We start from the raw sequence: 25,020 nt of genomic DNA on the forward strand, positions 1-25,020 counted from the left end.
ACGATGACGAAGCGAACGATCTGTGCGACGACCCTTCTGCTGCTCACGCTGCTGCCGTCCGGCGTGCGCGCCGACTCGTTGTTCGGTATGAGCTACTTCGGCCAGCCGACCACACTGCGCGACGCCCGGATCGAGGGCCGCGGTGGCATGGGTCTGGCCTACCGCGACTCGGTGAACGCCAGCGTCATGCAGGCCACGCAGCTGGTCGACCTGACCCAGGTGACGATCGGTGTGAGCAACGTCTTCTCGCGACGGACGAGCGAGGACGTCGGCGGTGCGCTCGACCGCAACGGGCTGAGCACGCCGACGGTGCGGCTGGGCCTGCCGGTCTTCGACAACGGTGGTGTCGGCCTGGGATTCGGCGCCCGACGTGCGACCCAGTGGACCATCGTGCGCGACTTCGCACCGGACCCGACGCTCACCGAGACCCTCGATCGATCGGGAACCCTTTTCGACGTGCCGATCCAGGCGGCGTGGCGCTTCGCCGACCGGGTCACCGTGGGAGCCGGACTGCACCTGCTGCGTGGCAACGTGCGCATGGAGTACGAACTGGACCTGCCGGCGAGCGGCGCGACAGATCCGACCGACGAGCGCGAGGACATCTACCAGGGCACGGCCACCGAGTTCTCGCTGGCGGTCCACGACGTGGGCCCCGTGTCGGTGGCCGGCTACTGGATCAGTGACTTCGACGCCGACGTCGAGGAGCGGCAGCGCGGAGTGGCGCTGAGCGATCGCTCCGACGGCGAACGCACCGACGAGATGCCCGCTCGCTACGGAGCCGGGATCCGGGTCGACCTGCCCGGCGACTGGTCGGCCGGTGTGGACTACACGGCCGAGGACTGGTCGTCGTACACCGGACGGTCCTTCCGCTTCGGCGAGGACGGCGCATTCGACCCCGACGCCCCGGCCCAGGACCTGAACGACGAGATCGAGTGGCGTTTCGGCCTCGAGCGCGAGGCGCGCCGGCGCGGCTTCGGCGCCACGTTGCCCGTGCGCGCGGGTGCGTACTGGCGGCAGTGGCACTATCAACTGAACGGTTCCGACGTCACCGAGTGGGGCGTGACCCTCGGCAGCGGGGTTTACCTGCGCGGCGGCAGCGCGCGCGCGGACCTCTCGATCGGTTACAGTCGTATCGGTGATCTGGACGAGAACGGCGCGAGCGAGGACGTCTTCCGCATCGTGCTCAGCATCGCGGGCGGGGAGCGCTGGTACTGATCGCGCCCCGACCGCACCGAACGGTTCCCCGGGAGGAACGACCATGACGCAGCGTTGGATGATCCTGGCCCTGGGCCTGGTGTTGATCGTGCCGGCGGCGCCGGCGGTGGCCGTCGACACCGACCTGCCGCCCGCGTTGGAGCAGGAGCTCGATTCGCTGCCCGACGCGCAGTTGCGCATGGAGCGCATGGCCCAGTTGGTGGAGCAGTCGCCGAACGACGTGCGCTACGTCTTCCACCACGCCAACTACGCCTTCGACGCGAGCAAGCTGCAGGAGGCCATGGCCAGCTACCAGCGGGCGATCGAACTCGAGCCCGAGCTGGTCGGTGCCCACGTGAACCTGGGCAGCGTGTACGACGAACTGGGTCGTCTGGACGACGCCCTGCACAGCTACAACCGGGCGCTCGAGCTCGATCCCGACGAGGACCGCACGCTCTGCAACATGGGCAACGTGTTCTTCAAGAAGCGCCAGTACGAGCAGGCGATCGAGTACTTCGACAGGGCACTCGAGGTGAATCCGCAGTCGCAGTTGGCCCACTACAACATGGCCATCCTCTTCGCCGACTCGCAGATCTATCGCGAGGCGATCGTGGAGTTCCAGAAGGCCGTGGACATCGATCCGAACAGCGACCTCGGCCGCCGCAGCGCCGAGAACATCGGCGTGATCGAACAGCTGATGGCGGCGGAGACCCCCGAGGTGGGCGAGGGACGCTAGGGCCGACCGGAGGAACCGCATGACCGACGGGCCGCACCGCAGCCCCTTCCGCGCCGCCCCGGGTCCCGCCCGGGGCGAACGTGTCGTGGTGGGGTTGTCGGGCGGCGTCGACAGCGCCGTGGCCACGCTGTTGCTGGCCGAGGCGGGTTGCGAGGTCGTGGCGGTGACCACGCGGAACTTCTGCACCACCGGCGGGCGCTTCGCTCCGCTCGGGGCGAACGAGGCCGTCGCCGCGAGCTGTTGTAGCCAGGAGGCCGTCGACGCCTCGGCCGAACTCAGCGCCGACCTGGACATCCAGCACGTGGTGCTCGACGTGGCCGACGACTTCGAGCGTGGCGTCGTCGACGACTACGTGGCCGAGTACCGCGCCGGCCACACGCCCAGCCCGTGCGTGCGCTGCAACACCCAGATCCGCTTTCCGAAGCTGCTGGAGTTCGCCGATCGCATCGGCGCCTCGCGGGTGGTGACCGGCCACTACGCGCGCATCGTCGAACACGACGGCGCCCGTTACGTGGCCCGCGGCGTCGATCGCGCCAAGGACCAGTCGTACTTCCTGTTCCGGCTCCCGTCCGAACGCCTGGAACGCACGCTCATGCCCCTGGGCGATCGCGCCAAGGACGAGGTCCGCGACCTCGCACGGCGCCACGGTCTGCCCGTGGCCGACGCGCCCGAGAGCCAGGAGCTGTGCTTCGCGCCCGATGGCGACCGGTCGTACCTGCTGGGCGAAGGCGCCCGCCCCGGCGAGATCGTCGACGTCGAGGGCAACGTGCTGGGCGAGCACCCCGGCGTGGAGTTCTTCACCGTGGGCCAGCGCAAGGGCCTGGGCCTGGGCGGCGGTCCCGTGCGTTTCGTCGTCGATCTGGACGGGGAGCGCAACCGCGTGGTCGTGGGCGGCGAGCAACACCTCCTCGGGGATCGCCTGGTGTTGGACCAGGCGGTGTGGCGCGACCCTGTGGATTCTGCAGAGGGCCTCGTGGCCCGAACGCGCTATCGTCATCCCGGCGTCGAGGTCGCCGCGCTGGAGCGCGACGCCGATGGCCGGCCGGTCGGCGTGCACCTGGCCACACCCGACCGCGCGCCCGCGGTGGGGCAGGCCGTGGTCTTCTACCGCGACGACGTGGTCGTCGGCGGCGCCCGGATCGCGGCCGCGCCGCGAGGTCCCCAATGGAGGTCCCCGTCATGAGCGAAGAGAAGCCGACGTCGTCGGAGGGTCCGAAGCGGTCACGCCGGATCCGTCGGGTGTTGCTCGGACTCGGCGCGGTGGCGGCACTCGTCGTCGTCCTCGCCGTGGTCGCCGTGCTGCTGGTGCCCGCCGAGAAGATCCAGCAGATCGCCTTCGACCAGCTCGAGGCCAACACCGGACTGCAGGGCAGCGCCACCGACGCCTCGGTGAGCATCTTCCCGCTCGGTGCGCGTCTCGAGGGTCTGCGCATCGAGGATCCCTCGGGTGCGTCGGAGGTGTGGACCGACCTGCAGATCGATCTGGAGAGCGCGCTGGTGAGCGCGAGTCTGTGGTCGATCCTGCGTGGTTCGCCGGAGATCCAGGAAGTGCGCCTGGTGCGCCCGCGCGTGGAGATCGCACTCGCCGAGCCGGCGCCGGCCGATGGTGGGGGTGGAACTGCCTCGTCGCAGGCCGCGCCCGAGATGGCCGCCGCGCTCGGACTGCTGTCGATCGAGGACGGCGAGATCGTCGTCCACCAGCCCACCGGCGAGACACTCACGCTGAGCGGGCTCGACAACCGTGCGTCGCTGCGCGTGGGCGAGGGCGAGGCCAGCGGCGACGTCGAGGGAAGCCTGCGCTCGTTCACCATGGAGGGCGGCGAGCTGCCGCAGCGTGTGGAGTTGCCACGGCTCGAGTGGGAGCTCGGCCTGAGCGCCGCCGTCGACGGCGCGCGCGGAGACGTCGAGGTCCGACGCGTGGAGTCGAGCGGTGTGCGCGCCAACGGCGACGCCGCCTGGACCCTCGCCGCCGACGGAACGCCCGAACTCGACGTGCAGCTGACCACCGCCGCCGACCTGGCGAAGCTGTGGACCGACATCGGCCGCGACTACGTCGACCCGGCCACGCTGCCCGAGGGCTTCAGCCTGGACGACTTCGAGCTGCTGGCCGGTGCCGTGAACGCCGACGTGCGCTACGCCGGCCGCGTGCCCGAGGCCGATCCCGACGATCCGACCGCGGCGCTCGGTCCGCTCGAGGTCGACGGCACGCTCGAGGGTTTCCGCGTGCGGTTGATCGACCGCACCGATCTGATCGAAGTCGATTCCGACTTCACCGTGTCCGGCGGCCGCGCGTCGTTCTCGTCGTTGGAGCTGACCGGAGCTCTGGGCACCGTGAACGGCAGTGGCGGCGTGCCGCTCGCCTTCGATGCTCCGCTGACCGCGAACGTCGAGGCCGATCTCGACGTGGCCGCGGTCCGTGGTCTGGGCGTGCAGTGGTGGCCGCGTTTGAGTGCGCTGGCCGCGACCGAGGACGGCGCCGAGCCCGCCGGACCTGCGGAGTGGCCCACCGTCGTCGGCCGCGTGCAGGCCTCGGCCGAGCTGCGCGTGCCCGCCGACGGCAGCTTCGATCCCACGACCGGTGCCGCCGACGCCGTCACGTGGACCGTGCGCTCCGAACAGATGCAGATCGGCCTGGTCGACTTCACCGAGCCGGTGTTCGCCCGCGGCCTCGTGGCGCGCGGCGACCTGCGCAACGCACGGCTCGAGGAGGGCCGCGTGGAGGGACCCGGCCTGAACGCCACGGCCACCCTGCAGGCCAGCGGCTGGCCCGAACGGATCGTGGTGCGCGGTGACGTGCGCGCCTCCGAGTTGGACCTCGACGCTCTGCAGGCGGCCATGGTCACCGCCGAGAGCGCGTCGCTCGACGGGCGTTGGCTCGACGACGTGTTCGGTGTGCGCGTGGCCCACGCCGCTACCGGTGAGACCACCGAGATCCCCGCGCCCCCCGCCGAGCTCGACGCCCGCATCGACCTGTCGGCCGAGACCGTGAAGACCAGCGGCTACACCCTGCGCGACCTCGGCGCCCGCGCGACCGTGGTCGAGCAGCAGCTCGACGTGAGCGACATCCGCGGCCAGCTCGGCGACGGCAGCCTGAGCGGTTCGGCCAACGTCGACTGGACCGCCGAGACCCCGCAGTGGCAGACCGACCTGCAGGCTTCGAAGGTGTCGGCCACGACGCTGCTCGAGCCCTTCGCCGGACCTCTGGCCCAGGCCCTGAACACCGACTTCAGCGGCGAGATCGACCTCGACGGCCCCCTGTCGACCCAGCCCGAGCAGGTGATCGCCGCCCTGACCGGCCTGGCCGATCTCCGCGCCGAGTCCGGCAGCCTCGCCGCCGAGGACCTGCTCGGCCCCAAGGTGAGCCGCTTCCTCGGCGAGCACGCCGAGCAGTGGAAGCAGCTGACCTTCGACGCCCTCGACGCCGACCTCGAGGTGCGCGAGGGCAAGGTCTTCTTCCAGAAGCTGCTGATCCGCGGCCGCACCGAGGTCGACGCCGGCGGCTGGGTCGGTCTCGACGGCACCACCAACGTCCGCCTCGACGTCCGCCTGCCCGCCGGCATGACCCCGCAGCTCGGCGCCCTGCAGCCCGTGGCCGATCTCCTGCAGGACGAGCAGCAGCGCATCGCCTTCGGCGTGAACGTCACCGGCCCCGGCCGCAGCCCGAACGTCGAGATCGACCTCGCCGAGCTCCAGCAACGCGCCACCGACCGCGGCCGCGACGCCCTCCGCGACGAGGCCCAGGGCGCCCTCGACGACCTCATCGACCGCAACCGCGGCGGCGTCGAGGACGCGCTGGGGGATCTGCTCGGCGGTGGCAGCGGCGGCAGTGGCAGCGGCAGTGGCAGCGGCAGCGGCAGCGGCGGCCAGGCCGAGCCCGACTCCAACGCCGGCGGCCAGGAGTCGTCCCTCGAGGACAAGGTGAAGGAGGGCCTCGGCGGCCTGCTCGAAGGACTCGGTGGAAAGAAGAAGGACGAGAAGAAGGGCGGAGGAGGCGGCGGCGGCGACGTCGACGACGACGACGAGTGAGCCCCGCGCTTCCGGTGCGGAAGTCGGGATCCAGGAATTCTTCCTGGGCCACTTCCGCCGCGGAAGCGGCCGGCCCGGTGACAGCTGTGGAAGTTCCGCGCTGGAACGCGTGGAAGCGCGCCCCGACTTCCGCCGCGGAAGCGACCACCCGGGTGACGCCTGTGGAAGTTCCGCCCCGGAACCCAGGCCGCCCACCGGCACTTCCGCTCCGGAAGCCGCCGCGCGCGAGCTGCCTGCCGAAAGCCCCAACCGACCCCGTTCCAGGGGCTTCCGGGGCCTTCTTGACACTCTTTGACCCCGTTGCTACGTTCCCTGCCTTGTCCCGGAGAGGTGACCGAGTGGCTTAAGGTGCTCGCCTGCTAAGCGAGTGTGTCGTTTATAGCGGCACCGAGGGTTCGAATCCCTCCCTCTCCGCCAGTTCTTTCCAGCCGACCGCCGCCGCGGTGGGCCTGGCGCGTCAGGAACAGGTGGCCGAAACCATTCACCGCGACTAATGTTCCGCGCCGACAGTTCGCGCCCGTAGCTCAATTGGATAGAGCGTCTGACTACGGATCAGAAGGTTGGGGGTTCGAATCCTCCCGGGCGCACCATCGAACCGACTGCACATCGACGACGAGCCTCGAAGCTCCACGATCACGGTCAGCCCACGGGCTGGCCGTTCGTCGTTGCACTCACCGATCCCCGGAACCACTCACCGATCCCGCGAACCCCTCACCATCTCCGCCATCACCTTCCCCAACCCGTCGACGATCCGATCGCGGCGGCTGTCCCCCTCGCCGCGCCGTTCCAGTTCCTCCGCCGACAACGGCTCGCCGTAGCGCACGGCGAGCCGCCGCGGGCGCGGCCAGCGATGGTGTGGGGGCCAGGCCTCGAACGCGCCGTCGATCGCCACCGGCACGACGCGCGCGTCGTCGACCGTCTCGAGCAGCGCGCCGATTCCCGGACGGAGCCGGCCGAGCTCGCCGTCGCGCGAGCGTTCTCCCTCGGGGAACCACACGAGGTGGCGGTCGCGGCGCAGGGCGGCCACACCGAACGCGAGGCTCGAGATCATCGACCGCTCGGGGTCGACCGGGACCACGCCGATGAGTCGGCTCACGGCACGGAACACGCGGTTGCGCAGCGTGTAGCCGGTCCAGCCTCCCCAGTGGGTGCGGACGAGCACGTCGGTGGGCAACGTGGCGCCCACCACGAACGGATCGAGGAAGCTCGTGTGGTTGGGCGCGAAGACGAGCGGGGAGCCCTCGAGGTTTTCGGTTCCGGAAGCGCGCACTCGGAACGCCGCACGCATCGCCAGTCGATTCGAGCCCCACGCCACGCGCGCGGCGCGGCGGCGCGCCGCCGTCGGTCGCTCCAACCAGCGCTGCTGTTCGTCGGTCAGCACCGACTCGGGTTCGTCGAGCGGGACGTCGGGGTCTCCGTCGGATCGATGGCTCTCGCCGGCGATCTCGAGCAGATCGCGCACGGTGTCGATGCGGGCGATCTGCTCCTCGCGGAGTTCGACGCCGGTCTCGCGGGCGATGTCCATGCTCAGGTCGAGCCAACCGAGCGAGTCGATGCCGAGCTGCATGCGGATGTCGCTGTCCGGCTCCAGCGGCTGGTCGGGGAAACGCCGGGCCAGCAGGTCCCACACCCTTCGCGTGGTGTCGTCGCGCAGGAGCTCGCGATCGCGCGCCGACATGTCCTCGACCGGGATCGGATGCGCCGCCTCGTCGACGTCCTCGCCGAGGGCCTCGAAGCGTTCGCGGAGCTTGTGGCGCCGGATCTTGCCGAGGCGGGTGCGCTCGAGCGGCTTCGACGTGACGCGATGGGTGTCGAGTCGCTGGTACGAGGGCATCGATCGCGATGCCTCGTCCAGGGCCGTCGCGACGGCTTCGACCACGGACTCCGACGCGTCGTTCACCTCGGACGGTTCGGGGCGCACCACCGCGGCGAGTCCCGCGTCGACCTGCAGCACGCCGATCTCCGCGATCAGGTCGTGCTCGGCGTAGGCTTCCTCGACCGCTTCGGTCCGCAGGTTCTCGCCCGACGCGGTCACGATCATCGTGCTCTTGCGGCCCTGGACGTACAGATAGCCGTCGTCATCGAACCGACCGAGGTCGCCGGTGCGGTACCAGCCGTCGTCGGTGAACGACTCCCGCGTCTCCTCATCGAGGTTCAGGTAGCCCGAGAACACGCCGGGGCCACGGGCCAGGATCTCGCCGACGTCGCCCTCGCGCTCGGTGGCGTCGGGGTCGATGCGCAGGTCGACGTCGGGCAGGGGTGGGCCCACCGACGCCATCCGGCGCGTGCCCGGAGGGTTGATCGTCAGCAGCGGCGCGGTCTCGGTGAGGCCGTAGCCGATCGTCACGTCGAAGCCGAGACCCTGGAGGAAGCGACCGAGATCGGGATCGAGGGGAGAGCCGCCCGAGGCCAGCACGCGGAGTTCCTCGCCGAGGCGTCGTCGCAGCGGCTTCAGCAGCGCGCGGCCGGCATTCAGACCGGTGGTCGCGCGCAACCGGGTGGTGGCGCCGATCACGGCGCGCAGACCGAGCCGCACGGGCCACGGAGCCGATCGGATCCGCGCCTCCAGGCTCTCCCGAAGACCGGCGTACAGACGCGGCACGCCGATGATGATCGTCGACCCGGTCCGTTCGACGGCGCGCAGGAAATCGGCGCCCGACAACGACTCGGGCAGGACGATCGACGCACCCAGCGAGAGCGGGACGAGCACGCCGATCACGAGCGGATAGACGTGGTGCAGCGGCAGCGGTAGCAGCAGGCGATCGTCGCCGACGAGCACGTCGGTGTCCTCGACCGCGTCGACCTGGAAGCGGAGGTGTCTCTGGCGCAGCGGGACTCCCTTGGGCGGGCCCGTGGTTCCCGAGGTGAAGAACAGGAGCGCGACGTCGTCGGCGGACGGTGCCTCGGGCAGATCGGCGTCACTCTTCGGCTCGCGACCCTCGAGCGCACGCGGCCACGACGAACGGTCGTCGATCCGCAGGACCCGGGCCTCGACGTCGATCTCGGCGAGCCGCTCCCGCTGACCCTCGTCGGCGAGGACCACGGCGACGTTCGCGTCGTGCAGAACGCGTTCGAGCGGCTCGTCCTCGATCTGCGTGTCGAGCGGCACCGGCACGGCGCCGGCGCGCAGCAGGCCGAGGCACACCGTGATCCACGCCGGACCGGCCCCGGCGAGCAGCGCCACGTGTTCGCCGCGCTCGATGCCGAGCGCGACGGCGGTGCGGGCGACGTCGCGGGTGTCGTCGGCGAGTCGGCGGTAGGAGACCTCGTGGACCTCGTCGCCCTGCGGGACGAGGAGAGCCGGCGCCTCGCCGTGTCGGTCGAGGTCTTCGGGTAGGCAGCGCAGGGTGTCGCGGTCGTCCATGGCAACTTCCGTTTCGCGGTCGTCGGGTTCGGCGGGTTCAGCCCGCGGTCTCCGGGTCGCGACGGGGCACGATCCACGAGCCGACGACCAGGGCGATCAACGCCACCGGCAGGGTCACGTTGAGCATGTGCACGCCCGTCGTGCTCTCGAGCGGCGTGATCCGCCAGACGAGGGCGGTCACCCCACTGGCCGCCATCGAGGAGAGGGCTCCGGCTCCGCTCGCCCGCTTCCACACGTGCCCGGCGACCAGCGGACCGAACAGGGCCACCGTGTAGATTCCCGCCACGACCTCGAGCGTCTGCACCAGGCCGGGTGCGACCAGTGCCCCGGCCAGGCCGAGCAGTCCGATCCCTCCCGTCCAGCGGCGGCTGTGTTCGACCTCCTCGGTGGACGTGCGTTCGGTCTCCTCGCCGCCTCCGCGCAGGCGCGGTCCGAGGTCCTTGGAGACGAGCGTCGTGGCACCGAGCAGTGCGCTGTCGCAGGTCGACATGAGCACGGCGACCAGGGCGGCGATCACGAGGCCCGCCCACCCCGGCGCGAGCAGTTCCGCCACCAGTGCCGGCAGCGCGCGCACCTGTTCGAGGACCTCCATCGTCCCCGGCGCCGGGAGGTCGGGCAACAGCATGCGCGCACCCATGCCCGTCAGTGCGAAGAGTACGCCCAGGGGCAGGGTCGCGATCGCGGCGATCACGCACGAACGGCGCACCACTCCGCTGTCGCGACTCGAGAGGATGCGCTGGGCGGTGCTCTGCATTGCGAAGTGCCAGGTGGTCGACATGACCACCCACGCCGTCACCATGTTGCCCAGCGCGACGGGGTCGAAGCCGTCGACGGGGTTCTTCGAGATCGGGTGGAACCACCTGCGGCCGATCTCCTCGAAGCCCGCGGCCGATGGGGGGTCGGCGAAGGCTCCCGCACCACCCACGCGCGACCACAGGAAGCCGACCGTCACCGCGACGCCGGCCACGATCAGCACCACCTGGACGGTGTCGGACCAGTGCACCGCCCAGTTCCCTCCGCGCAGCGTGTAGGTCATGACCACGAGCGCCGACAGCCCGATCGCCGGTCGCAGGTCGAGAGCGGTGAGTTCGGCGACCAGCGATCCCATGGCGTAGAACTGCGCCGACAGGAACAGGACGATGGCGAGCAGGCCGAGCACGGCGGACACCAGGCCCGCGCGCCGGCCGTAGCGGTGCTGCACGTAGCCCGGCACGGTGTACACCGAGAGATCGCGCATCCGCGGTGCGATCGTGTAGGCCAGCAGCAGCAGCCCCGGTCCCGCACTGAAGAGGTACCAGCCCGCCGACACGCCCACGTAGTAGGCGACCGCCGCCGAACCGAGCGTCGAGCCGGCGCCGATCACGGTCGCGATCAGCGAGGCCGAGGTCACTGCCACGCCGTGCTCGCGACCCGACAAGAGGTAGTCGTCGAGCGACTCGATCTTCAATCGACCGAAGACCTCGCCGAGCACGAGCAGCGCCACGAAGTACGCGGCGAAGACGATCCACAGTGTCATGGGCGTCCTCCCACGGCAGTGCTCACGAGGATCCCCCCGGAGCGATCGTCTCGATCTCCACCCATTTCGCGATCGGTACCGTCGATGCGGCGTGGGCTACGGTGAGTGCATCGGCCCGGAACCGCGATCCGGGTATTTCTCGTCGGTGCACCTGTCTCTGCAGAACGGCGAGCTCGGCAGTCGAGACGTGTCCGTACGCCAGACTCAGGTGGGGGTCGAAGTCCTGGTTCGGCGTGACTCCCAGGGCTTCGCACGACGCGCGGTGGGCCCGAAGGAGTTCCGCGGTGGGTTGCACCCGCAAGAAGACCGACCGGAAGAACGACGTCCCCGTCTCGATTCCCTCGAAGCGGATCGACAGCGGCAGGACGGTGCTCGCGACCCCATGCACCGCGGCAAGGGTCTCGGCCGGATCGGAGCGGAGATCACCGACCAGCGTGACGTGAGGTGTGAAGGCGGGCCCTTCGCCCCGACGAGCCACGAAGCTCTCCAGACGCCAGCGAAGATCGGGGGGAGGAACGATCCAGATCGACAGGGAACGTTGCATGGGGCGTCGCTCGGAACGGGGACGTGTCGGTACGTCCGCGAACCTCAGCGGACACGTGCTCCGGTCTCCACGGGGGATCTCCCGATTCGGTTCAGGTGGAAGCCGGGCACGCGTTCGAAACCGGGAAACACTGCGTCAGGCTCACGACGGAACCACTGTTCGGTTGTGAGGCTGTGCACAGCTCATTGCGGTTCCTTGCGGAGATCCGTTCCGGATCGTCCTCGCACCTGCCCTCCCGAAGGAGACCGCTGTGACGTGACCGGACGTTTGCAGGCGCCCGTGTTGCAGATGGCGCGCCTTCGGTGCTATCTTCTCATTTGCAGCGATTCCGAAACAGGGATCCTGCCGCCCGGCCCCCAGGACTCCATGCGCATCGCCGCGACCGACAACGTTCGGCGCCTTCTCGGCACCCTGACCAGTGTTCTGGTCGTGGTGTACGCGCTGTTGCCGACGGCGCATGCGATCCACTGCGACTCCGGTCATCTTCCGTACCCCGCGCACGCGCGGTCGGGCGAGACCGCGGTCGCGCCGACGGCCGACACGTCCGATCCGATCCACGAATGCGGCTTCTGCCGCATCCTGTCGCACTTCGGATCGTTGTCCGCGGCACGTGCCGACGTGTTCGCGGCCCCCGACCCCTGCGCCCAGACCGGTCCCGACCGGCACGTCCACCACGCGGCGTGGTCGCCCCTGCGCGACGACCTCGGGCGCGCGCCTCCGGTGAGCAACGGCTGATCGCCGACTTCCGTTCCCGTCGATCCAGCTGAACGCGCGGTGTCCGCGGACACCACGCACAGTCCCTGCGTCCCCGACGTGTCGGTCGGGACGCCACGACCCGTTTGCTCCATACCGGGAGGAATCCTCCGTGTTCGACCTTCGCAAGCTCCGTTTCCCGTTCCTGCTCGTCGCCGTGTTCGCCTTCACGCTCGGGACCTCCGGTTGCGACGACGACAATCCCGCCGCTCCGTCCGGCGACGAAGAAGACCACATGGACTTCGACGGCATCGTGATCGAAACCGAGGACGGAACCGTGCTCGCCCACCAATGGGAGGGCACCGTCACGGGCGAGATCATCGTCGACGAGGGAGCCACGCTCACGGGCGTGCAGATCTGGTTCCTCGAGGCCGATTCGACCCGGGCGCGGCCCGAGGACGACGACCACGATCATGCCGGTGACGAGCACGCCGACGACGAGGACCACGACCACGAGCACGCCGACGACGAGGACCACGACCACGAACACGCCGACGACGAGCATTCCGAGGTCGAGGAGTTCGAACTCGGCACCGCGGTCGACGATCCCACGACCGTCCAGATCACGAAGCACGGGGACGAGCACTGGGCCGTGGACCTGAGCGGTCTGCAGGCGGGTCAGACCACGGTCCGCTTCATGGTCATGCACGCCGGCCACGCCGACTTCACCTCGCTGGAGATGCCGGTCACGGTGATTCCCACGTCCGCTCGATGATCCGTTTCCTGCGCACGGATCGTTCGCCGGCGGTGCACGGTGTCGAGACGGGACGGGCCCGCCGATCGGCGTGGCTCGTCCTGATCGCGAGCGTCGTCGCTGTTCTTCTCGGGACGGGTCCGGCCCGCGCCGCCACGGTGCAGGGCCGGATCTTCGACGCGGAGAGCGGCGCCCCGGTGCCGTGGGTCGACGTGCAGATCGACACCGGACAGGGTCCGTTCGCGGTGCTCAGCGATCCGGCGGGGGCGTTCGTGTTCACGAACGTTCCCGACGGCGAGCACACACTGCGAGCCTCGCGCATCGGCTACCGCGAGCATCGCGAGACCTTCTTGGTCCGTTCGGTCGACGACGTCGTGGCGCTGGAGGTTTCGTTGCGCGCGAGCGCGGTCGCGCTCGAGACCGTCGACGTGTCCGGGACCACGGTCGAGCGCGAGGACGACCTGTACGCAGACCAGACCCCCGTGCGCGTCACCGGTCAGGAGCTCCGGGAACGCATGGGCACCACGGTGGCCGATGTCCTCACCGACCACGGCGGTGTGTCCGAGGAGTCGATGGGACCGGCACCGGCGCGGCCGGTGGTGCGCGGTCTCTCGGGCAACCGCGTGTTGATCCTGGAGGACGAGATCGGGACGGGAGACCTGAGCGGCACGTCGCCCGACCATGCCCTGGTCGTGGATCCTCTCAACGCCTCGCGGATCGAGGTGCTGCGCGGTCCCGCGACGTTGCTCTACGGATCGAGCGTACTCGGTGGAGTGATCAACGTCCGGCGCGAAGCGGTCCCCCTGTCGCGGCCCGAGCGCGTTCGCGCCTCGATCCGCTACATGGGCGACACGGTCAACGAGGGCTCGGCGGGTCGGTTGAGCGTCACCGGTCCGCTCGGCGATCTCGTGTACTCCGTCGACGCCATGGGACGCACGGGCGACGACGTGCACACGCCGATCGGCGACATGCGCAACACGCAGATCGACGCCTGGAACGGGTCGGCCGGGCTCAGCTGGGTCGACGAGCACGCGCACGTGGGTGTGGCGGTCGGGCGCTACGACTCGGACTACGGAATCCCCGGTGGATTCCTCGGCGGTCATCCCAACGGGGTCGACATCGAACTCGAGCGGCGCCGTTACCTGCTCCACGCGGGCAGGCACTTCGACGATGGTCCGGTCGAAAGCGTCGAACTCTTCGGCGGCTACTCGCGGTACTTCCACCGCGAGATCGAGAGCAGTGGTCTGTGCGGTGTGTCCTTCGGTCTGTTGAACCACCAATGGACGCAGCGCACGCACCTGAAGCCGGCCCCGTGGGGACGGTCGATCCTCGCCCTGCAGTTCCAGCACCGTGACTTCGCGCAGGGCTGCCTGAGCTTCGTGCCGCCCACGATCGAGCGGACGGTCGCCGCGGCGGCCTACAACGAGGTGGAATGGGGGCCGATGCGCTGGACGGCGGGCGTGCGCGGGGAGTTCCGGGACGTCGACCCCAGTCGCCGCGACGAGAACAAGGCCGGCGTGATCCGCGGTCGCTCCTTCGCGGGGACCGGGGCGTCGATCGCCGCCGCGGTCGACCACGGGCGGGTCGCCACGACCACGCTCACACTCACGCGTTCTTTCCGGGCGCCGGGTCTCGAGGAACTGTTCTCCGAAGGGCCGCACCTCGCGGCCTTCAGCTACGAAGTGGGCAACGCCGATCTCGACAGCGAGACCGGTAACGGAGTCGAGTTGCGCTTCGACTGGAGGGGCAGCCGTCTGAGCGGAGCGCTCACCGGCTTCTACAATCGCTTCGACGGGTTCATCCATCCCGTCGACACCGGCGAGCTCGAGTTCGGGCCGGGGTCGGAGGGATTCCTCGAGCGCTGGCAGTATCGAGGCAGCGACACGCAGATGGTCGGGGGCGAGGCGCGCCTCACGTGGCGGGCGACGCGTCGCCTGGAACTGCGCGCCGAGACGAGCTACGTCCGCGCCACCGATCTGGATCTCGACGAACCGCTGCCGCGCATGCCTCCGTTGTCGGGTCGGGTGTCGGCGCGTCTCCGGACCGGCGAATGGACCTGGGCGGCCCACGCACGCGGTGCCGGCGAACAGGGCCGCGTGTCCGAGTTCGAGGAGCCCACGTCGGGCTATCTCACCTACGGTGCCTCGGTCGAGTGGAACCGCCTGGGCGAGGGGACCTTCCAGTCGGTGATGCTGCGGGTGGACAACCTGACCGACGCCGAGTACCGCAATCACCTGTCCCGGATCCGTTCGATCCTCCCCGAGCCGGGGCGGAACGTCACGCTGATGGTCCGCGCGGGGCTCTTCTGATCCGATCGGCGGGAACCCCGGCCGGCCGCCCGTGTTCGCACGAACAACACGGCGGGGGCCAGGTTGGTCGCTTGCACGGCCTCGGGCCGTCCCCTAGCTTTGCCCGGTACGGCGAACCGCGCCCGGACCCGTCCCCGAAACAGCCGATCCCGGAGTGACCATGGCCCCGAATCCCTGCCGGTACGACCGGCCCGGAACCCCGACGCGCCCCTGGGCGTGGCTGGCCACAGTGATCCTCTGCCTGGGGCTCGCGCCGACCGCGGCCGTCGGCGCCGACGGCGAGACCCGAGACGACGTGATCGCCGTTCTGCACACCGATCTCGGAGACTTCACGCTCCGACTGTTCCCCGATTCGGCGCCGATGGCCTGCGAGAACTTCACGACGCACGCACGCAACGGCTACTACGACGGCGTGGTCTTCCACCGGGTCGTCGAGGACTTCATGATCCAGACCGGGGATCCCGACGGCACGGGCTATGGCGGTCGCAGCATCTGGGGCGATTCGTTCGGCAACGAGATCGATCCCGCCCGGGGCTTCGATCGTCCCGGTGTGCTGGCCATGGCGAATCGTGCCACCGAGAACACCAACGACAGTCAGTTCTTCATCACGTTGGTGCCGACGCCGTGGCTCAACGGCCGCTACACGATCTTCGGTGAGGTGGTCGAGGGCATGGACGTGGTCCAGGCGCTCGGTGACCTCGACGTGAACCCGACGACGGATCGACCGATCCGCGACGTGCGGATCGAGTCGATCACCCTCGGCAGCCCCGGGACGGGCGAGTGACGGCGCGGATCCGGCTCGGCCTCGTCCTCTTCTTCGCGTCGGTCCTGACCGCGGGCGACGCCGGCGCCGTGGACCGTGGCGATCGCGGCTACGGGATCACCGTTCTCTCGGGCACCGAACGCGAACGCTTCGAGGTCGAGATCCTGGGCGTGATGGAGAGCTGGGGTTCGGCCGGCAACACCATCCTCGCGCGTCTGTCCGGGGCCGGGCTCGAGAAGACCGGGGTGCTGCAGGGCATGAGCGGCAGCCCGGTGTACGTCGACGGCACGCTGATCGGCGCCGTGGCCAGCACCTGGGGCTTCGCCAGCGAGCCCATCGCCGGGATCCGTCCGATCGAGGAGATGCGTCGCCTGGCCGACGACCTCGAGGCCGGGGTCGACGAGACCGTGGAACTGGTCGATGCGCGTCCCGAGCCCGGTGGCAGCGGTCTGGTGTGGAGCGCGAGTGGGTTCGCGCCGGTGCTCACCGAGAGCATGCAGGACGCGCTGGGTGCCCCCGTGGTGCAGGCGGCCGCCGTGCGCGGCGGTGACGTCACCCTCGACACCGACGGCACGCTGGAAGCGGGCGACGCCGTGTCGGTCCTGCTGGTCGACGGCGACGCGCGTCTGTTCGCCACCGGAACCGTGACCGAGCGCATCGGCGACACCGTACTCGCCTTCGGCCATCCCTTCCTCGGCGCCGGACCGGTGAGCCTGCCGATGGCCCGCGCCGAAGTGGTGACCGTGGTGCCGAGTCGCCAGATCAGCTTCAAGATGGCCGTGCCCACCCAGGTGGTCGGCGCCCTGCAGCTCGACCGGCGGGCCGGTGTGTCGGGCCGTCTGGGCGAGCGCGCCGACACTCTCCCGCTGACGCTGCGCATCGACGGCGCGACCGCGGGCGACGGACAGGACTACCGCTTCGAGCTCGCCCGCATGCGCGGACTCACGCCGCAGTTGCTGGGCTGGGCGGTGCAGTCGGCGATCACCGATCGCCGGGAGCTGGGCGCCAACTACGAGGTGCACCTCTCGATCGAGGCCGACCTGGCCGATGCCACGCAGCTCCGCTCGGAGGCCTCGCTGCTCGGCGCGGGGGCCGGACAGCAGCTGGTTTCCGAGGTGGCCCTGCCGGTGCAACTGCTGCAGGGCGCGCGCGACGGTGCGCCGCGCCTGGAGTCCATGCACGTCGACGTGCGCATCGAACCGGGATCGCGCGGAGCGACGATCGGCCGCGTGCAGGTCGACGATCCCCGGATCGAGCCGGGTGGAGCCATCGAGATCCGCGTCGAACTGATCGAGCGCGAACGCGGCAGCCGCTGGCGCACGCTGACCCTCGACGTTCCCGAGAAGCTCGGTCCCGGTCCCTACCGTCTGCACGTGAACGACGGCGCGCGGGCCTTCGGCGAGGAGATCGCCCGCAGCCCGGCGCGCTGGGCGGATCTCGGCATGCGTCAGATCCGAGAGGCCCTGGCCCTGCGGCGGCCGGCGACCGAGGTGGTGGCCGTGCTGTACGGCCCGTCGACCTCGATGATCACGCGTGGGGTCGAACGCGAGGACCTGCCGGGCACACATCGTCTGGCGCTCGGTCGCAGCTACGTCGCACGCGGTGCCGAGGCCTCGGTGGTCACTCCACTCGCGCGCACGTCCGTCGATGCGGGTCTGGTGGTGCAGGGTGGCAGCACCCTCGATCTGGTGGTCCACGGTCCGCCGATGGCCGAGCCCGCCCCCGAGGCTCCCGAAGGCGAGCAGCGTGGCGAGTCCCGTTGATGCCGAACCGATGCCCCTGGCGGAAAGCGAAGCCCTGACATGTCCACTGCCCTGCGGGTCCTGCTCGCGATCGCCCTGGCGACGGCACTCCCTCTCGACGCCGACGCGCGCGGGAGCACGAAGACGGCCAGCCACGACGTCCGTCAGTTCCTCGAGGGCGACCTCGACGGCCTGGCCCTGGATCCACTCGGACACCTGGTGCCGGCTCCCGTTGCGATCGAGCCGATGGCGACCGAGAGCCTCTACGCCTGGTCGCTGGCCCTCGACGCCGAGGGTCGGCTGGTGGTGGGCGCTGGCGACGACGGACGCCTGTACCGCACCGAGGGCCGGGCGGCCGACGGTGAACTCGTGGAACTGGCCGATACCATCGCCTTCGAACTGCTCTCGTTGCTGGTCGACGGCGACGACGTCCTGGCGGGCACCAGTCCAGACGGCGTGGTCTATCGCATCGACGACGAGGGTTCGGTCGCGATCGAACTCGACCTGCCCCAGCAGTCGGTGTGGTCGCTCGCGCGCGGCAGCGTCGACGGCTCGTGGGTGGCCGGGACCGGTCCGGGGGCACGCCTGATCCGCGGCGGCGAGGGCTCGGAGGCCGGCGAGGTCCTGCACCGCTTCCCCGCCACGAACCTCACCGCGCTGCTGCGCGACGACGACGGCCTGTGGATCGGCACCCAGGGACCGGGACTGGTGCTGCGCATCGACGGCGACGACACGTCGACTCCGGCGCTGCGTTACGAGGCACCGCAGGACGAGATCGCCGGGATGGTGTCCGATGGCGAGGGCGGCGTGTTCGTGTTGAGCACGAACGTCGCAGGCGAAGAGAGCGAACGCGGCAGCCGGATCGCGCGGGTTCCGCGCAGCGGTGCCTTCGAGACGCTCTGGGAGGGCGACGAGGTCCTGCTCAGCCTGGCCCGCACCGACGACGGCTCGTTCCTCGCCGGCGAGGCGCAGTCGGGCCGGATCCTCCGCTTCGACCCGCAAGGCCGCATGGGTCTGTGGGCCGAGCTCGACGGCGGCGATCCCCTCGACATCCTCACCGACGGCGACGCGACCTACGTCGCCACCGGAAACCTCGGAGTGGTCTACGCTCTGACGCCGGGTGGGGACGGCCAGGGGACCTTCACGGGCCCGATCGTCGAGACCCCACGCGCCGAGCGCTTCGGTCGGCTATGGGTGTCGGGTTGGGAAGGTGGCGTCCGCTTCCGCACGCGCACGGGCCTGCGCGCGAGCCCCGACGACTCGTGGTCGGACTGGAGCGGATGGCAGGACCTGGGTGCGGCGATCCCGTCGCCGCCCGGAACGCATCTGCAGTACGAACTGGAGCTCGACGGGACCACGGTCAGCGCGGTGCACCTGGCGTGGGCCGAGCGCAACCTGCCGCCGGTGGTCGAACGCCTGCGCGTGCTGCCGGCCGGTGGCGACGTCGGTCGTGGGGGGCCGGGCGGTGGACCCTCGACGGTGGTCCAGCGCTTCGACAACGGCCTGCAGGTCGAGTACTCGGCCGGCGCCACGCCCCGGCGCGCCGAACCCGAGGACGTGACCTGGGTCCGCGGCGTGCGCACCATCGTGTGGGACGCCGACGATCCGAACGACGACGCGCTGCGCTACGACGTCGACATCCGGCGCCTGCCCGACGGCGACTGGATCCAGGTGGTCGACGATCACCCCGAGCGGATCCTGGCCTGGGATTCGGGGTCGGTGGTCGACGGGATCTACGTGGCCCGGATCACCGCCACCGACGAGTTCGTGCACGCTGACGGACGCGGCCGGTCGGGCTCGCAGACGAGCGCGGCGATCCGCGTCGACAACACCGCTCCTCGCATCGACGACCTCGAAGCGGACGACGAGGCAGTCGTCGTGCGCGTGGTCGACGCGTCGAGTCCGCTCGACGAGGTCGACGTCCGCGACGCCGACGGCGACTGGCGTCCGCTCGAACCCGCCGACGGCGTGCTCGACGCTCCGCTCGAGGAGTTCACGGTGCCGCGCGACCGCCTCGTCGACGGCCGGCTGTGGATCCGTGCCGTGGACCGCGCCGGCAACACGGTGCTGCACGAAGAGCGGATCGAGGACTGAGGTGGAGGGCAACGGCCACGGCCTCGACCCGCTCGTGCCCGATCGGCAGCGCGACGAGTCGTTCATGCGCCAGGCTCTGTTCGAGGCGCAGATGGCGCTCGAGGCGGGGGAGACCCCGGTCGGTGCGGTCGCCGTGCACGACGGGCGGATCGTCGCCCGCGACCACAATCGCGTGGAGCGTCTGACCGATGCCACCGCCCACGCCGAGATCCTCGTGATCGGGGCGGCGGCCGGCGCGATCGAGGATTGGCGCCTGAACGAGGTGACGCTCTACGTCACCATGGAACCCTGTCCCATGTGCACTGGTGCCCTGCTCCTGGCCCGCGTGAAGCGCGTGGTCTACGGCGTGCGCGATCCTCGCGCCGGAGCCTGCGGGACGAACCTCGACCTGGTCCAGGCCAATCCCTTCGGCCATGACCTGCGGGTGAGCGACGGTTGTCTCGAGGACGAGGCCCGCGTGCTGCTACAGGAGTTCTACCGTCTGCTCCGCGACCGAGGCGACGGCGCGGGTTGATGGATCGGCCCGCCGACCTTACATTCGGGCTTCGGTCCGCGCCGCGGGCCCGGTTCCGGCCGGGATCCGGTGGCGGCGACCGACTCGCGGAGAGGTGCGAGAGCGGTCGAATCGGCACGACTGGAAATCGTGTGTACCGCAAGGTACCGAGGGTTCGAATCCCTCCCTCTCCGCCATCCGATCTCGAAAGGGTGTCCACCACCGAAGAACGGAACACCGATCGCGCGCCGTGACGGGCGCGCCGAGGACCGCGGAGAGGTGCCGGAGCGGTCGAACGGGACGGTCTCGAAAACCGTTGACCCCTAACGGGGTCCCAGGGTTCGAATCCCTGCCTCTCCGCCAGTCCATCGACCGGCCGATCCGATCCTCGGGTCGGCCGGTCGTGCTTGGCACCCCGCGGGGTGCCGCGTCGAAACGGAGAGGTGCCGGAGCGGTCGAACGGGGCGGTCTTGAAAACCGCTGACCCCTCGCGGGGTCCCAGGGTTCGAATCCCTGCCTCTCCGCCAGATCGGGCCCGGCCACGCGCCGGGCCCTTCGCGTTCAGTCGTCGTCGACGAGGTGCAGGACCAGTGCCCCGTCGCCACCCTGCGAGGGCGGGGCCACGTGGATGTCGAGCACCAGGTCGGGATGCTGGTCGCACCATTTCCGGACGGCCGGCCCGATCACCGGTCCCTGCTCCCCGCTGCGGCGGCCGCGTCCGACCACGACCACCACGCGCGGCGTTCCGCGGTGCCGGTGGTAGCGGACGAAGGTCGACAGACGCTCGAGGGCGGGCTCGCGTCGCATCTTGCGGAGCATCAGCCGGGGCGGCTCCACGGGCGGTGGTGGTGCCGGTCCCGACTTCGACTTCTTCGCGATCGGGGCCGCGGGAGTGGGCTCCCGATCCCGGGGCGGGGGGTTCTGGTCGAGGTGCTCGAGGATCTCGCGGTGGATCGGATCGGAGTCGTCGTCGTCGTCGCGCTGCCGGCGCATCGCGAATCCTCCGGAAAGCGGCTCTGAGGCCGTCGATTTGACACTCCGGCCCGCTCGTGCTAAATCTGCACGGCCGTGGGGATGTAGCTCAGCTGGGAGAGCGCCTCGTTCGCAACGAGGAGGTCGGCGGTTCGAGCCCGCTCATCTCCACCAACATTTCGACGTCTCACACGTTTCCGTCGATCGCCCGGTTCGCCGGGTTCCCGCCACTCGGAGATCGACGCACGAGACGGGGCCAGGCCCTACGCAGTGGCAGCTTGCCAACCCGGTCAGGACTGGAAGGTAGCAGCCGTACGCAAATCCTGCCGCGTGCCGTAGTTCGCCTGGCCCTACTTCCTCCGATCCCTCGCTCCCTCACCCGGAGACGGGGGGACATCCCGCGGAGCCCATGGCGTATCAGGTCCTGGCCCGGAAGTGGAGGCCGCAGACCTTCGAGCAGATGGTGGGGCAGCAGCACGTCACCACCACGCTCGCCAATGCCATCGCGCGCGGTCGCGTGGCCCATGCCTACCTGTTCACCGGCCCGCGCGGTTGTGGCAAGACCACCATGGCCCGCCTGCTGGCGAAGGCGCTGAACTGCGACGAGGGGCCCACGGCCGAGCCCTGCGGAACGTGCCCGAGTTGTGTGGGCATCGCCCAGGGCAATCTTCTCGACGTGCTCGAGATCGACGCCGCCAGCAACACCGGTGTCGACAACATCCGCGAGCTCCGCGAGAACGCGCAGTACCAGCCCACCGCGGGCAAGAAGCGCGTGTTCATCATCGACGAGGTGCACATGCTGTCGAAGGGCGCGTTCAACGCCCTTCTCAAGACGCTCGAGGAACCGCCCGAGCACGTGCACTTCGTCTTCGCCACGACCGAGCCGGTGAAGATCCCCCGGACCATCCTGTCGCGCTGCCAGCGCTTCGACTTCCGCCTGTTCACGCTTCAGGAACTGGTCGACCGGTTGCGGACGATCACCTCGTCCGAAGAGATCGACATCGCCGACGACGCCATCGAGATGCTGGCGAGCCTGGCCGAGGGCAGCATGCGCGACGCGCTCAGCCTGGCCGACCAGGCGATCGCCTCGACCGAGGGCCGGCTGGACGCCGCCGGCGTGTTGCAGCTCTACGGCATGGTCGGCCACGAGCCCTACCTCGACCTGAACCAGGCGATCCTCGATCGTCAGCCGAAGGCGGCGCTCGACCTGATCGACCAGCTCGTGCGCGGGGGGCACGACCTGGTGGAGTTCGCGCGCGGACTGGTGGCGAACTTCCGCGACCTCACGCTGCTGCGCCTCGACACGGCGCTCGTCGATCGGATCGACAAGCCCGAAGCGGTGAAGAAGCGCCTGGCCGAACAGGCGCAGGGAATGCCCCTGGCCGACTGGACCTACCTGGCCGAGCGTGCGGCCGAGCACTACGCCGCGCTCGAGCGCGCGCCACAACCGCGTTGGCTCATGGAGACGCAGGTGGTCGAGTACGCCACGCTCGAGAGCCGGGTGCTGTTGAGTGAGGTGCTGGCACGTCTGGGCGACGCCTCACCGGCACCCGCCCGGGCCGCCGGAGCGGCTGCTGCCGCGTCGAGCCCGCCCCCTCCCGCACGGCCCGCACCGTCGACGCCGTCCCCCGGGTCCACCCGGGCCACGCCGGACGTCCCGGCCGGTGAGGCTGCGGCGGCCGGCGACGACACCTGGCGGCGCTTCGTCGCCGCGGTCCGCGAGAAGCAGATCGCCCTGGGTACCCTGCTCGCCGAAGCCGCGCCACGCCTCGATGGCGACCGCCTGGATCTCGTCTTCCAGCCCGAGCACAACTTCCAGCGCCAGCAGGTGGCGCGGACCGAGGCCCTGGGCGTGTTGGCGCGGATCGCGGCCACCGTCTACGGGCGGACCCTGGAACTGCGCGCGGTCGCCAGCGATCACGCCGACGAGGAGAGCGAACTGCAGAAGGCCACGCAGGCCGAGGTCGCACCCGACGCCGAGCAGAAGCTCGCCCGTCAGGCGCAGCGCAATCCCAATCTGGGGAAGCTGATCGACGGACTGGGTGGCACCCGGTCCGAGTGATCCCCACGACGCGAATTCCGCCACGGAGGCACCGCCATGGACATGAACAAGCTCATGCAGCAGGCGCAGCAGATGCAGGAGAACATGCAGAAGCTGCAGGAGGAGCTGAAGGACAAGCAGGTCGAAGCCGAGAGCGGCGGGGGCGCGGTGAAGGTCGTCTTCAACGGTCGGCAGGAACTCGTGTCGTTGAAGATCGATCCGACCTCGGTCGACCCCGACGAGGTCGACCTGCTCGAGGATCTGATCCTGGCCGCCATGCAGGAGGGCCAACGCAAGGCTTCGGACATGGCCCAGGAAGAGATGAAGCGCGTGGCGGGACCGCTCGGTGGTGGCGGCATCCCCGGTCTGTTCTAGTCGTTCCGTCGCAGGCACGTCGAACCCCCGCCGTCCGTCCGCCACGGTGGAGTCTCCCGTGAACACCAATGCATTCGGATCGCCGCGCCTCGAGCGCCTGGTGAAACGCCTCGGACGGCTGCCCGGCATCGGCAGCAAGTCGGCGGCGCGGCTCGCGCTGTACCTGCTGCACGCCGAGCCCGAGGAAGCCCGCGAGCTGATGCAGGCGATCGAGGACATGAAGACGCATGTCCGGCCCTGCCAGCGATGCGGCGCCATCGCCGAGGCCGATCTCTGCTCGATCTGCACCGACGAACGCCGCGAGTCCCGACTCCTGTGCGTGGTGGCCCAGGCCACCGACGTGTTCACCATGGAGCGGGCGTCGATCTTCCGCGGCCGCTACCACGTGCTCGGCGGCCTGCTCTCGCCGCTCGACGGCATCCGCCCCGCCGACCTGCGCCTGGAAGATCTTTCCCGCCGGGTGGAGGACGAGTCCGTCGAGGAGGTCGTCCTGGCCCTGTCGGCCAGCGTGGAGGGCGAGGCGACCGCACTGTACATCGGCCAGCAGCTCGAGGCGTCTGCGTGCCGTCTGACCCGCCTGGCCACCGGAATCCCCGTCGGAGGGCATCTGGAGTTCGTCGACGACGTCACGCTCGGCCGCGCCTTCTCGGCCCGCCTACCCCTGGGCTGATCTGCGCGGCGGCGCCGCGTGCACGCTTCTTGCGAGCCTCGCCCCGGGAATCCGCCCGGGACCTCTCCCGGACCCGACGCACCCCGTCGCGGAAGCACGCGGGGTGCGCGGTAACGATGCTCCTTGCACGGTCGGGTCGGTTGCACATGGTCAAAGCCGATTGGTCGATCTACGAAGAAGACTACTGGGCGATGAACAGTGTCATGAGCGACCTGCTCAAGAGCTCGAACTCGCGCAGCAGCCTGTTGATCGACCGCACCGGACAGCTGATCACCAACGTGGGCACGCCGCCCGACTTCGACGTGCAGGCCTTCGCGAGCCTGTGCGCCGCCGACTTCGAGGCCAACAACCAGTTGGCCCAGTTGATCGGCGAGAAGGACTTCTCGACGCTCTACCACCAGGGAGTGGAGGACAGCATGTACCTGGCCCGGATCGCGCGCGACGTGATCCTGGTGGTGCTGTTCGACAAGAGCACCACGCTGGGCCTGGTACGCCTGCGCGTGAAGCGCGCCGTCGACGAACTGTCGGCCATCGTGGAGCGCCTGTTCGAGAAGCTCGAGTATCGCAACGAGGAATACGACGAGAACGGTGGCATGGACGCCGAACTCGCCGAAGGGATCGAGTCGGAGATCGACAAGCTCTTCGCGGACTGACGAAACGGGAATCGGGGGACGACCGTGTCGCTGATCAACTACTCGAGTCGCGAGATCAACTGCAAGATCGTGTACTACGGT

At 70.0% G+C, this 25,020-nt stretch carries 19 protein-coding genes, 6 tRNA genes and 1 other RNA gene; 22 read left to right on the forward strand and 4 right to left on the reverse strand.

The genetic code is table 11. The features are described 5' to 3' along the window. The first annotated feature begins 3 nt into the window (after positions 1-3). From VKA86_14690 to VKA86_14715, 6 genes are all read left to right on the forward strand, one after another. A complete protein-coding gene (locus VKA86_14690; protein HKK72461.1) occupies positions 4-1,215 on the forward strand; it encodes a hypothetical protein in 1,212 nt (403 codons plus the stop codon). Positions 1,216-1,258: 43 nt separating this feature from the next. Next, the gene (locus tag VKA86_14695) at positions 1,259-1,930 is read left to right on the forward strand and encodes a tetratricopeptide repeat protein (protein ID HKK72462.1); all 672 of its coding nucleotides are present in this window, start codon (positions 1,259-1,261) and stop codon (positions 1,928-1,930) included. A gap of 19 nt (positions 1,931-1,949) precedes the next feature. After that, positions 1,950-3,113 (forward strand): tRNA 2-thiouridine(34) synthase MnmA, encoded by a 1,164-nt coding sequence (gene mnmA, locus VKA86_14700; GenBank protein HKK72463.1) that lies wholly within the window; start codon positions 1,950-1,952, stop codon positions 3,111-3,113. After that, positions 3,110-5,956 (forward strand): AsmA-like C-terminal region-containing protein, encoded by a 2,847-nt coding sequence (locus tag VKA86_14705; protein ID HKK72464.1) that lies wholly within the window; start codon positions 3,110-3,112, stop codon positions 5,954-5,956. Before mnmA ends, VKA86_14705 begins: the two co-directional genes overlap by 4 nt. Positions 5,957-6,280: 324 nt before the next feature. Continuing rightward, positions 6,281-6,373: transfer RNA gene (locus VKA86_14710), tRNA-Ser, on the forward strand. Positions 6,374-6,469: 96 nt separating this feature from the next. Next, positions 6,470-6,546: transfer RNA gene (locus tag VKA86_14715), tRNA-Arg, on the forward strand. Positions 6,547-6,647: 101 nt separating this feature from the next. Here VKA86_14715 and VKA86_14720 read toward each other — a convergent pair. The 3 genes from VKA86_14720 to VKA86_14730 are packed head-to-tail and all read right to left on the reverse strand — an operon-like array spanning position 6,648 to position 11,380. After that, positions 6,648-9,320: an AMP-binding protein gene (locus VKA86_14720; protein ID HKK72465.1), complete on the reverse strand. Its 2,673-nt coding sequence runs from the start codon at positions 9,318-9,320 to the stop codon at positions 6,648-6,650. 37 nt (positions 9,321-9,357) lie between these two features. Beyond that, entirely contained in the window at positions 9,358-10,836 is a 1,479-nt protein-coding gene (locus tag VKA86_14725) for a sodium:solute symporter family protein (protein HKK72466.1), read from the reverse strand. Positions 10,837-10,858: 22 nt separating this feature from the next. Continuing rightward, positions 10,859-11,380, reverse strand: coding sequence for a 2'-5' RNA ligase family protein (locus VKA86_14730; protein ID HKK72467.1), 522 nt, complete (start codon positions 11,378-11,380; stop codon positions 10,859-10,861). Between the two features lie 366 nt (positions 11,381-11,746). Here VKA86_14730 and VKA86_14735 point away from each other — a divergent pair, with 366 nt between their 5' ends. The 10 genes from VKA86_14735 (at position 11,747) to VKA86_14780 (ending at position 20,755) form a co-directional block, all read left to right on the forward strand. Then, positions 11,747-12,115 (forward strand): hypothetical protein, encoded by a 369-nt coding sequence (locus VKA86_14735; protein ID HKK72468.1) that lies wholly within the window; start codon positions 11,747-11,749, stop codon positions 12,113-12,115. A 130-nt stretch (positions 12,116-12,245) separates the two neighbouring features. Continuing rightward, positions 12,246-12,848: a hypothetical protein gene (locus VKA86_14740; GenBank protein HKK72469.1), complete on the forward strand. Its 603-nt coding sequence runs from the start codon at positions 12,246-12,248 to the stop codon at positions 12,846-12,848. Further along, complete coding sequence (locus tag VKA86_14745; GenBank protein ID HKK72470.1) at positions 12,845-15,136, forward strand: TonB-dependent receptor; 2,292 nt, start codon at positions 12,845-12,847, stop codon at positions 15,134-15,136. Before VKA86_14740 ends, VKA86_14745 begins: the two co-directional genes overlap by 4 nt. A gap of 160 nt (positions 15,137-15,296) precedes the next feature. After that, positions 15,297-15,920, forward strand: a complete 624-nt coding sequence (locus VKA86_14750; GenBank protein HKK72471.1) for a peptidylprolyl isomerase — start codon at positions 15,297-15,299, stop codon at positions 15,918-15,920. Beyond that, positions 15,917-17,662, forward strand: a complete 1,746-nt coding sequence (locus tag VKA86_14755; protein HKK72472.1) for a SpoIVB peptidase S55 domain-containing protein — start codon at positions 15,917-15,919, stop codon at positions 17,660-17,662. The genes VKA86_14750 and VKA86_14755 overlap by 4 nt, the downstream gene beginning before the upstream one ends. A gap of 39 nt (positions 17,663-17,701) precedes the next feature. Then, a complete protein-coding gene (locus VKA86_14760) occupies positions 17,702-19,735 on the forward strand; it encodes a hypothetical protein (GenBank protein HKK72473.1) in 2,034 nt (677 codons plus the stop codon). Position 19,736: 1 nt separating this feature from the next. Next, entirely contained in the window at positions 19,737-20,249 is a 513-nt protein-coding gene (locus tag VKA86_14765; protein HKK72474.1) for a nucleoside deaminase, read from the forward strand. Between the two features lie 88 nt (positions 20,250-20,337). Further along, a tRNA-Ser gene (locus tag VKA86_14770) sits at positions 20,338-20,425 on the forward strand. Between the two features lie 76 nt (positions 20,426-20,501). Next, positions 20,502-20,591: transfer RNA gene (locus tag VKA86_14775), tRNA-Ser, on the forward strand. A 74-nt stretch (positions 20,592-20,665) separates the two neighbouring features. After that, positions 20,666-20,755: transfer RNA gene (locus VKA86_14780), tRNA-Ser, on the forward strand. A 34-nt stretch (positions 20,756-20,789) separates the two neighbouring features. Here VKA86_14780 and VKA86_14785 read toward each other — a convergent pair. After that, positions 20,790-21,221 (reverse strand): Smr/MutS family protein, encoded by a 432-nt coding sequence (locus VKA86_14785; protein HKK72475.1) that lies wholly within the window; start codon positions 21,219-21,221, stop codon positions 20,790-20,792. A 77-nt stretch (positions 21,222-21,298) separates the two neighbouring features. Here VKA86_14785 and VKA86_14790 point away from each other — a divergent pair. The 6 genes from VKA86_14790 (at position 21,299) to VKA86_14815 (ending at position 24,939) form a co-directional block, all read left to right on the forward strand. After that, positions 21,299-21,374: transfer RNA gene (locus VKA86_14790), tRNA-Ala, on the forward strand. Positions 21,375-21,454: 80 nt separating this feature from the next. Continuing rightward, positions 21,455-21,553: signal recognition particle sRNA small type (gene ffs / locus VKA86_14795), an RNA gene on the forward strand. A gap of 56 nt (positions 21,554-21,609) precedes the next feature. Continuing rightward, complete coding sequence (gene dnaX / locus VKA86_14800; GenBank protein ID HKK72476.1) at positions 21,610-23,262, forward strand: DNA polymerase III subunit gamma/tau; 1,653 nt, start codon at positions 21,610-21,612, stop codon at positions 23,260-23,262. Positions 23,263-23,298: 36 nt separating this feature from the next. Next, positions 23,299-23,616: a YbaB/EbfC family nucleoid-associated protein gene (locus tag VKA86_14805; GenBank protein ID HKK72477.1), complete on the forward strand. Its 318-nt coding sequence runs from the start codon at positions 23,299-23,301 to the stop codon at positions 23,614-23,616. A gap of 58 nt (positions 23,617-23,674) precedes the next feature. Next, complete coding sequence (gene recR / locus VKA86_14810) at positions 23,675-24,286, forward strand: recombination mediator RecR (GenBank protein ID HKK72478.1); 612 nt, start codon at positions 23,675-23,677, stop codon at positions 24,284-24,286. A gap of 146 nt (positions 24,287-24,432) precedes the next feature. Next, entirely contained in the window at positions 24,433-24,939 is a 507-nt protein-coding gene (locus VKA86_14815) for a roadblock/LC7 domain-containing protein (GenBank protein ID HKK72479.1), read from the forward strand. Positions 24,940-25,020 lie beyond the last annotated feature (81 nt).

This window comes from Candidatus Krumholzibacteriia bacterium, from assembly GCA_035268685.1.
GTDB lineage: Bacteria > Krumholzibacteriota > Krumholzibacteriia > JAJRXK01 > JAJRXK01 > JAJRXK01.

Bases quoted from the DNA above. Each gene is read 5' to 3' on its own strand.
- VKA86_14690 (HKK72461.1), top strand. From the start codon at position 4: ATGACGAAGCGAACGATCTGTGCGACGACCCTTCTGCTGCTCACGCTG.
- VKA86_14695 (HKK72462.1), top strand. From the start codon at position 1,259: ATGACGCAGCGTTGGATGATCCTGGCCCTGGGCCTGGTGTTGATCGTG.
- mnmA (HKK72463.1), top strand. From the start codon at position 1,950: ATGACCGACGGGCCGCACCGCAGCCCCTTCCGCGCCGCCCCGGGTCCC.
- VKA86_14705 (HKK72464.1), top strand. From the start codon at position 3,110: ATGAGCGAAGAGAAGCCGACGTCGTCGGAGGGTCCGAAGCGGTCACGC.
- VKA86_14720 (HKK72465.1), bottom strand. From the start codon at position 9,320: ATGGACGACCGCGACACCCTGCGCTGCCTACCCGAAGACCTCGACCGA.
- VKA86_14725 (HKK72466.1), bottom strand. From the start codon at position 10,836: ATGACACTGTGGATCGTCTTCGCCGCGTACTTCGTGGCGCTGCTCGTG.
- VKA86_14730 (HKK72467.1), bottom strand. From the start codon at position 11,380: ATGCAACGTTCCCTGTCGATCTGGATCGTTCCTCCCCCCGATCTTCGC.
- VKA86_14735 (HKK72468.1), top strand. From the start codon at position 11,747: ATGCGCATCGCCGCGACCGACAACGTTCGGCGCCTTCTCGGCACCCTG.
- VKA86_14745 (HKK72470.1), top strand. From the start codon at position 12,845: ATGATCCGTTTCCTGCGCACGGATCGTTCGCCGGCGGTGCACGGTGTC.
- VKA86_14750 (HKK72471.1), top strand. From the start codon at position 15,297: ATGGCCCCGAATCCCTGCCGGTACGACCGGCCCGGAACCCCGACGCGC.
- VKA86_14760 (HKK72473.1), top strand. From the start codon at position 17,702: ATGTCCACTGCCCTGCGGGTCCTGCTCGCGATCGCCCTGGCGACGGCA.
- VKA86_14785 (HKK72475.1), bottom strand. From the start codon at position 21,221: ATGCGCCGGCAGCGCGACGACGACGACGACTCCGATCCGATCCACCGC.
- dnaX (HKK72476.1), top strand. From the start codon at position 21,610: ATGGCGTATCAGGTCCTGGCCCGGAAGTGGAGGCCGCAGACCTTCGAG.
- VKA86_14805 (HKK72477.1), top strand. From the start codon at position 23,299: ATGGACATGAACAAGCTCATGCAGCAGGCGCAGCAGATGCAGGAGAAC.
- VKA86_14815 (HKK72479.1), top strand. From the start codon at position 24,433: ATGGTCAAAGCCGATTGGTCGATCTACGAAGAAGACTACTGGGCGATG.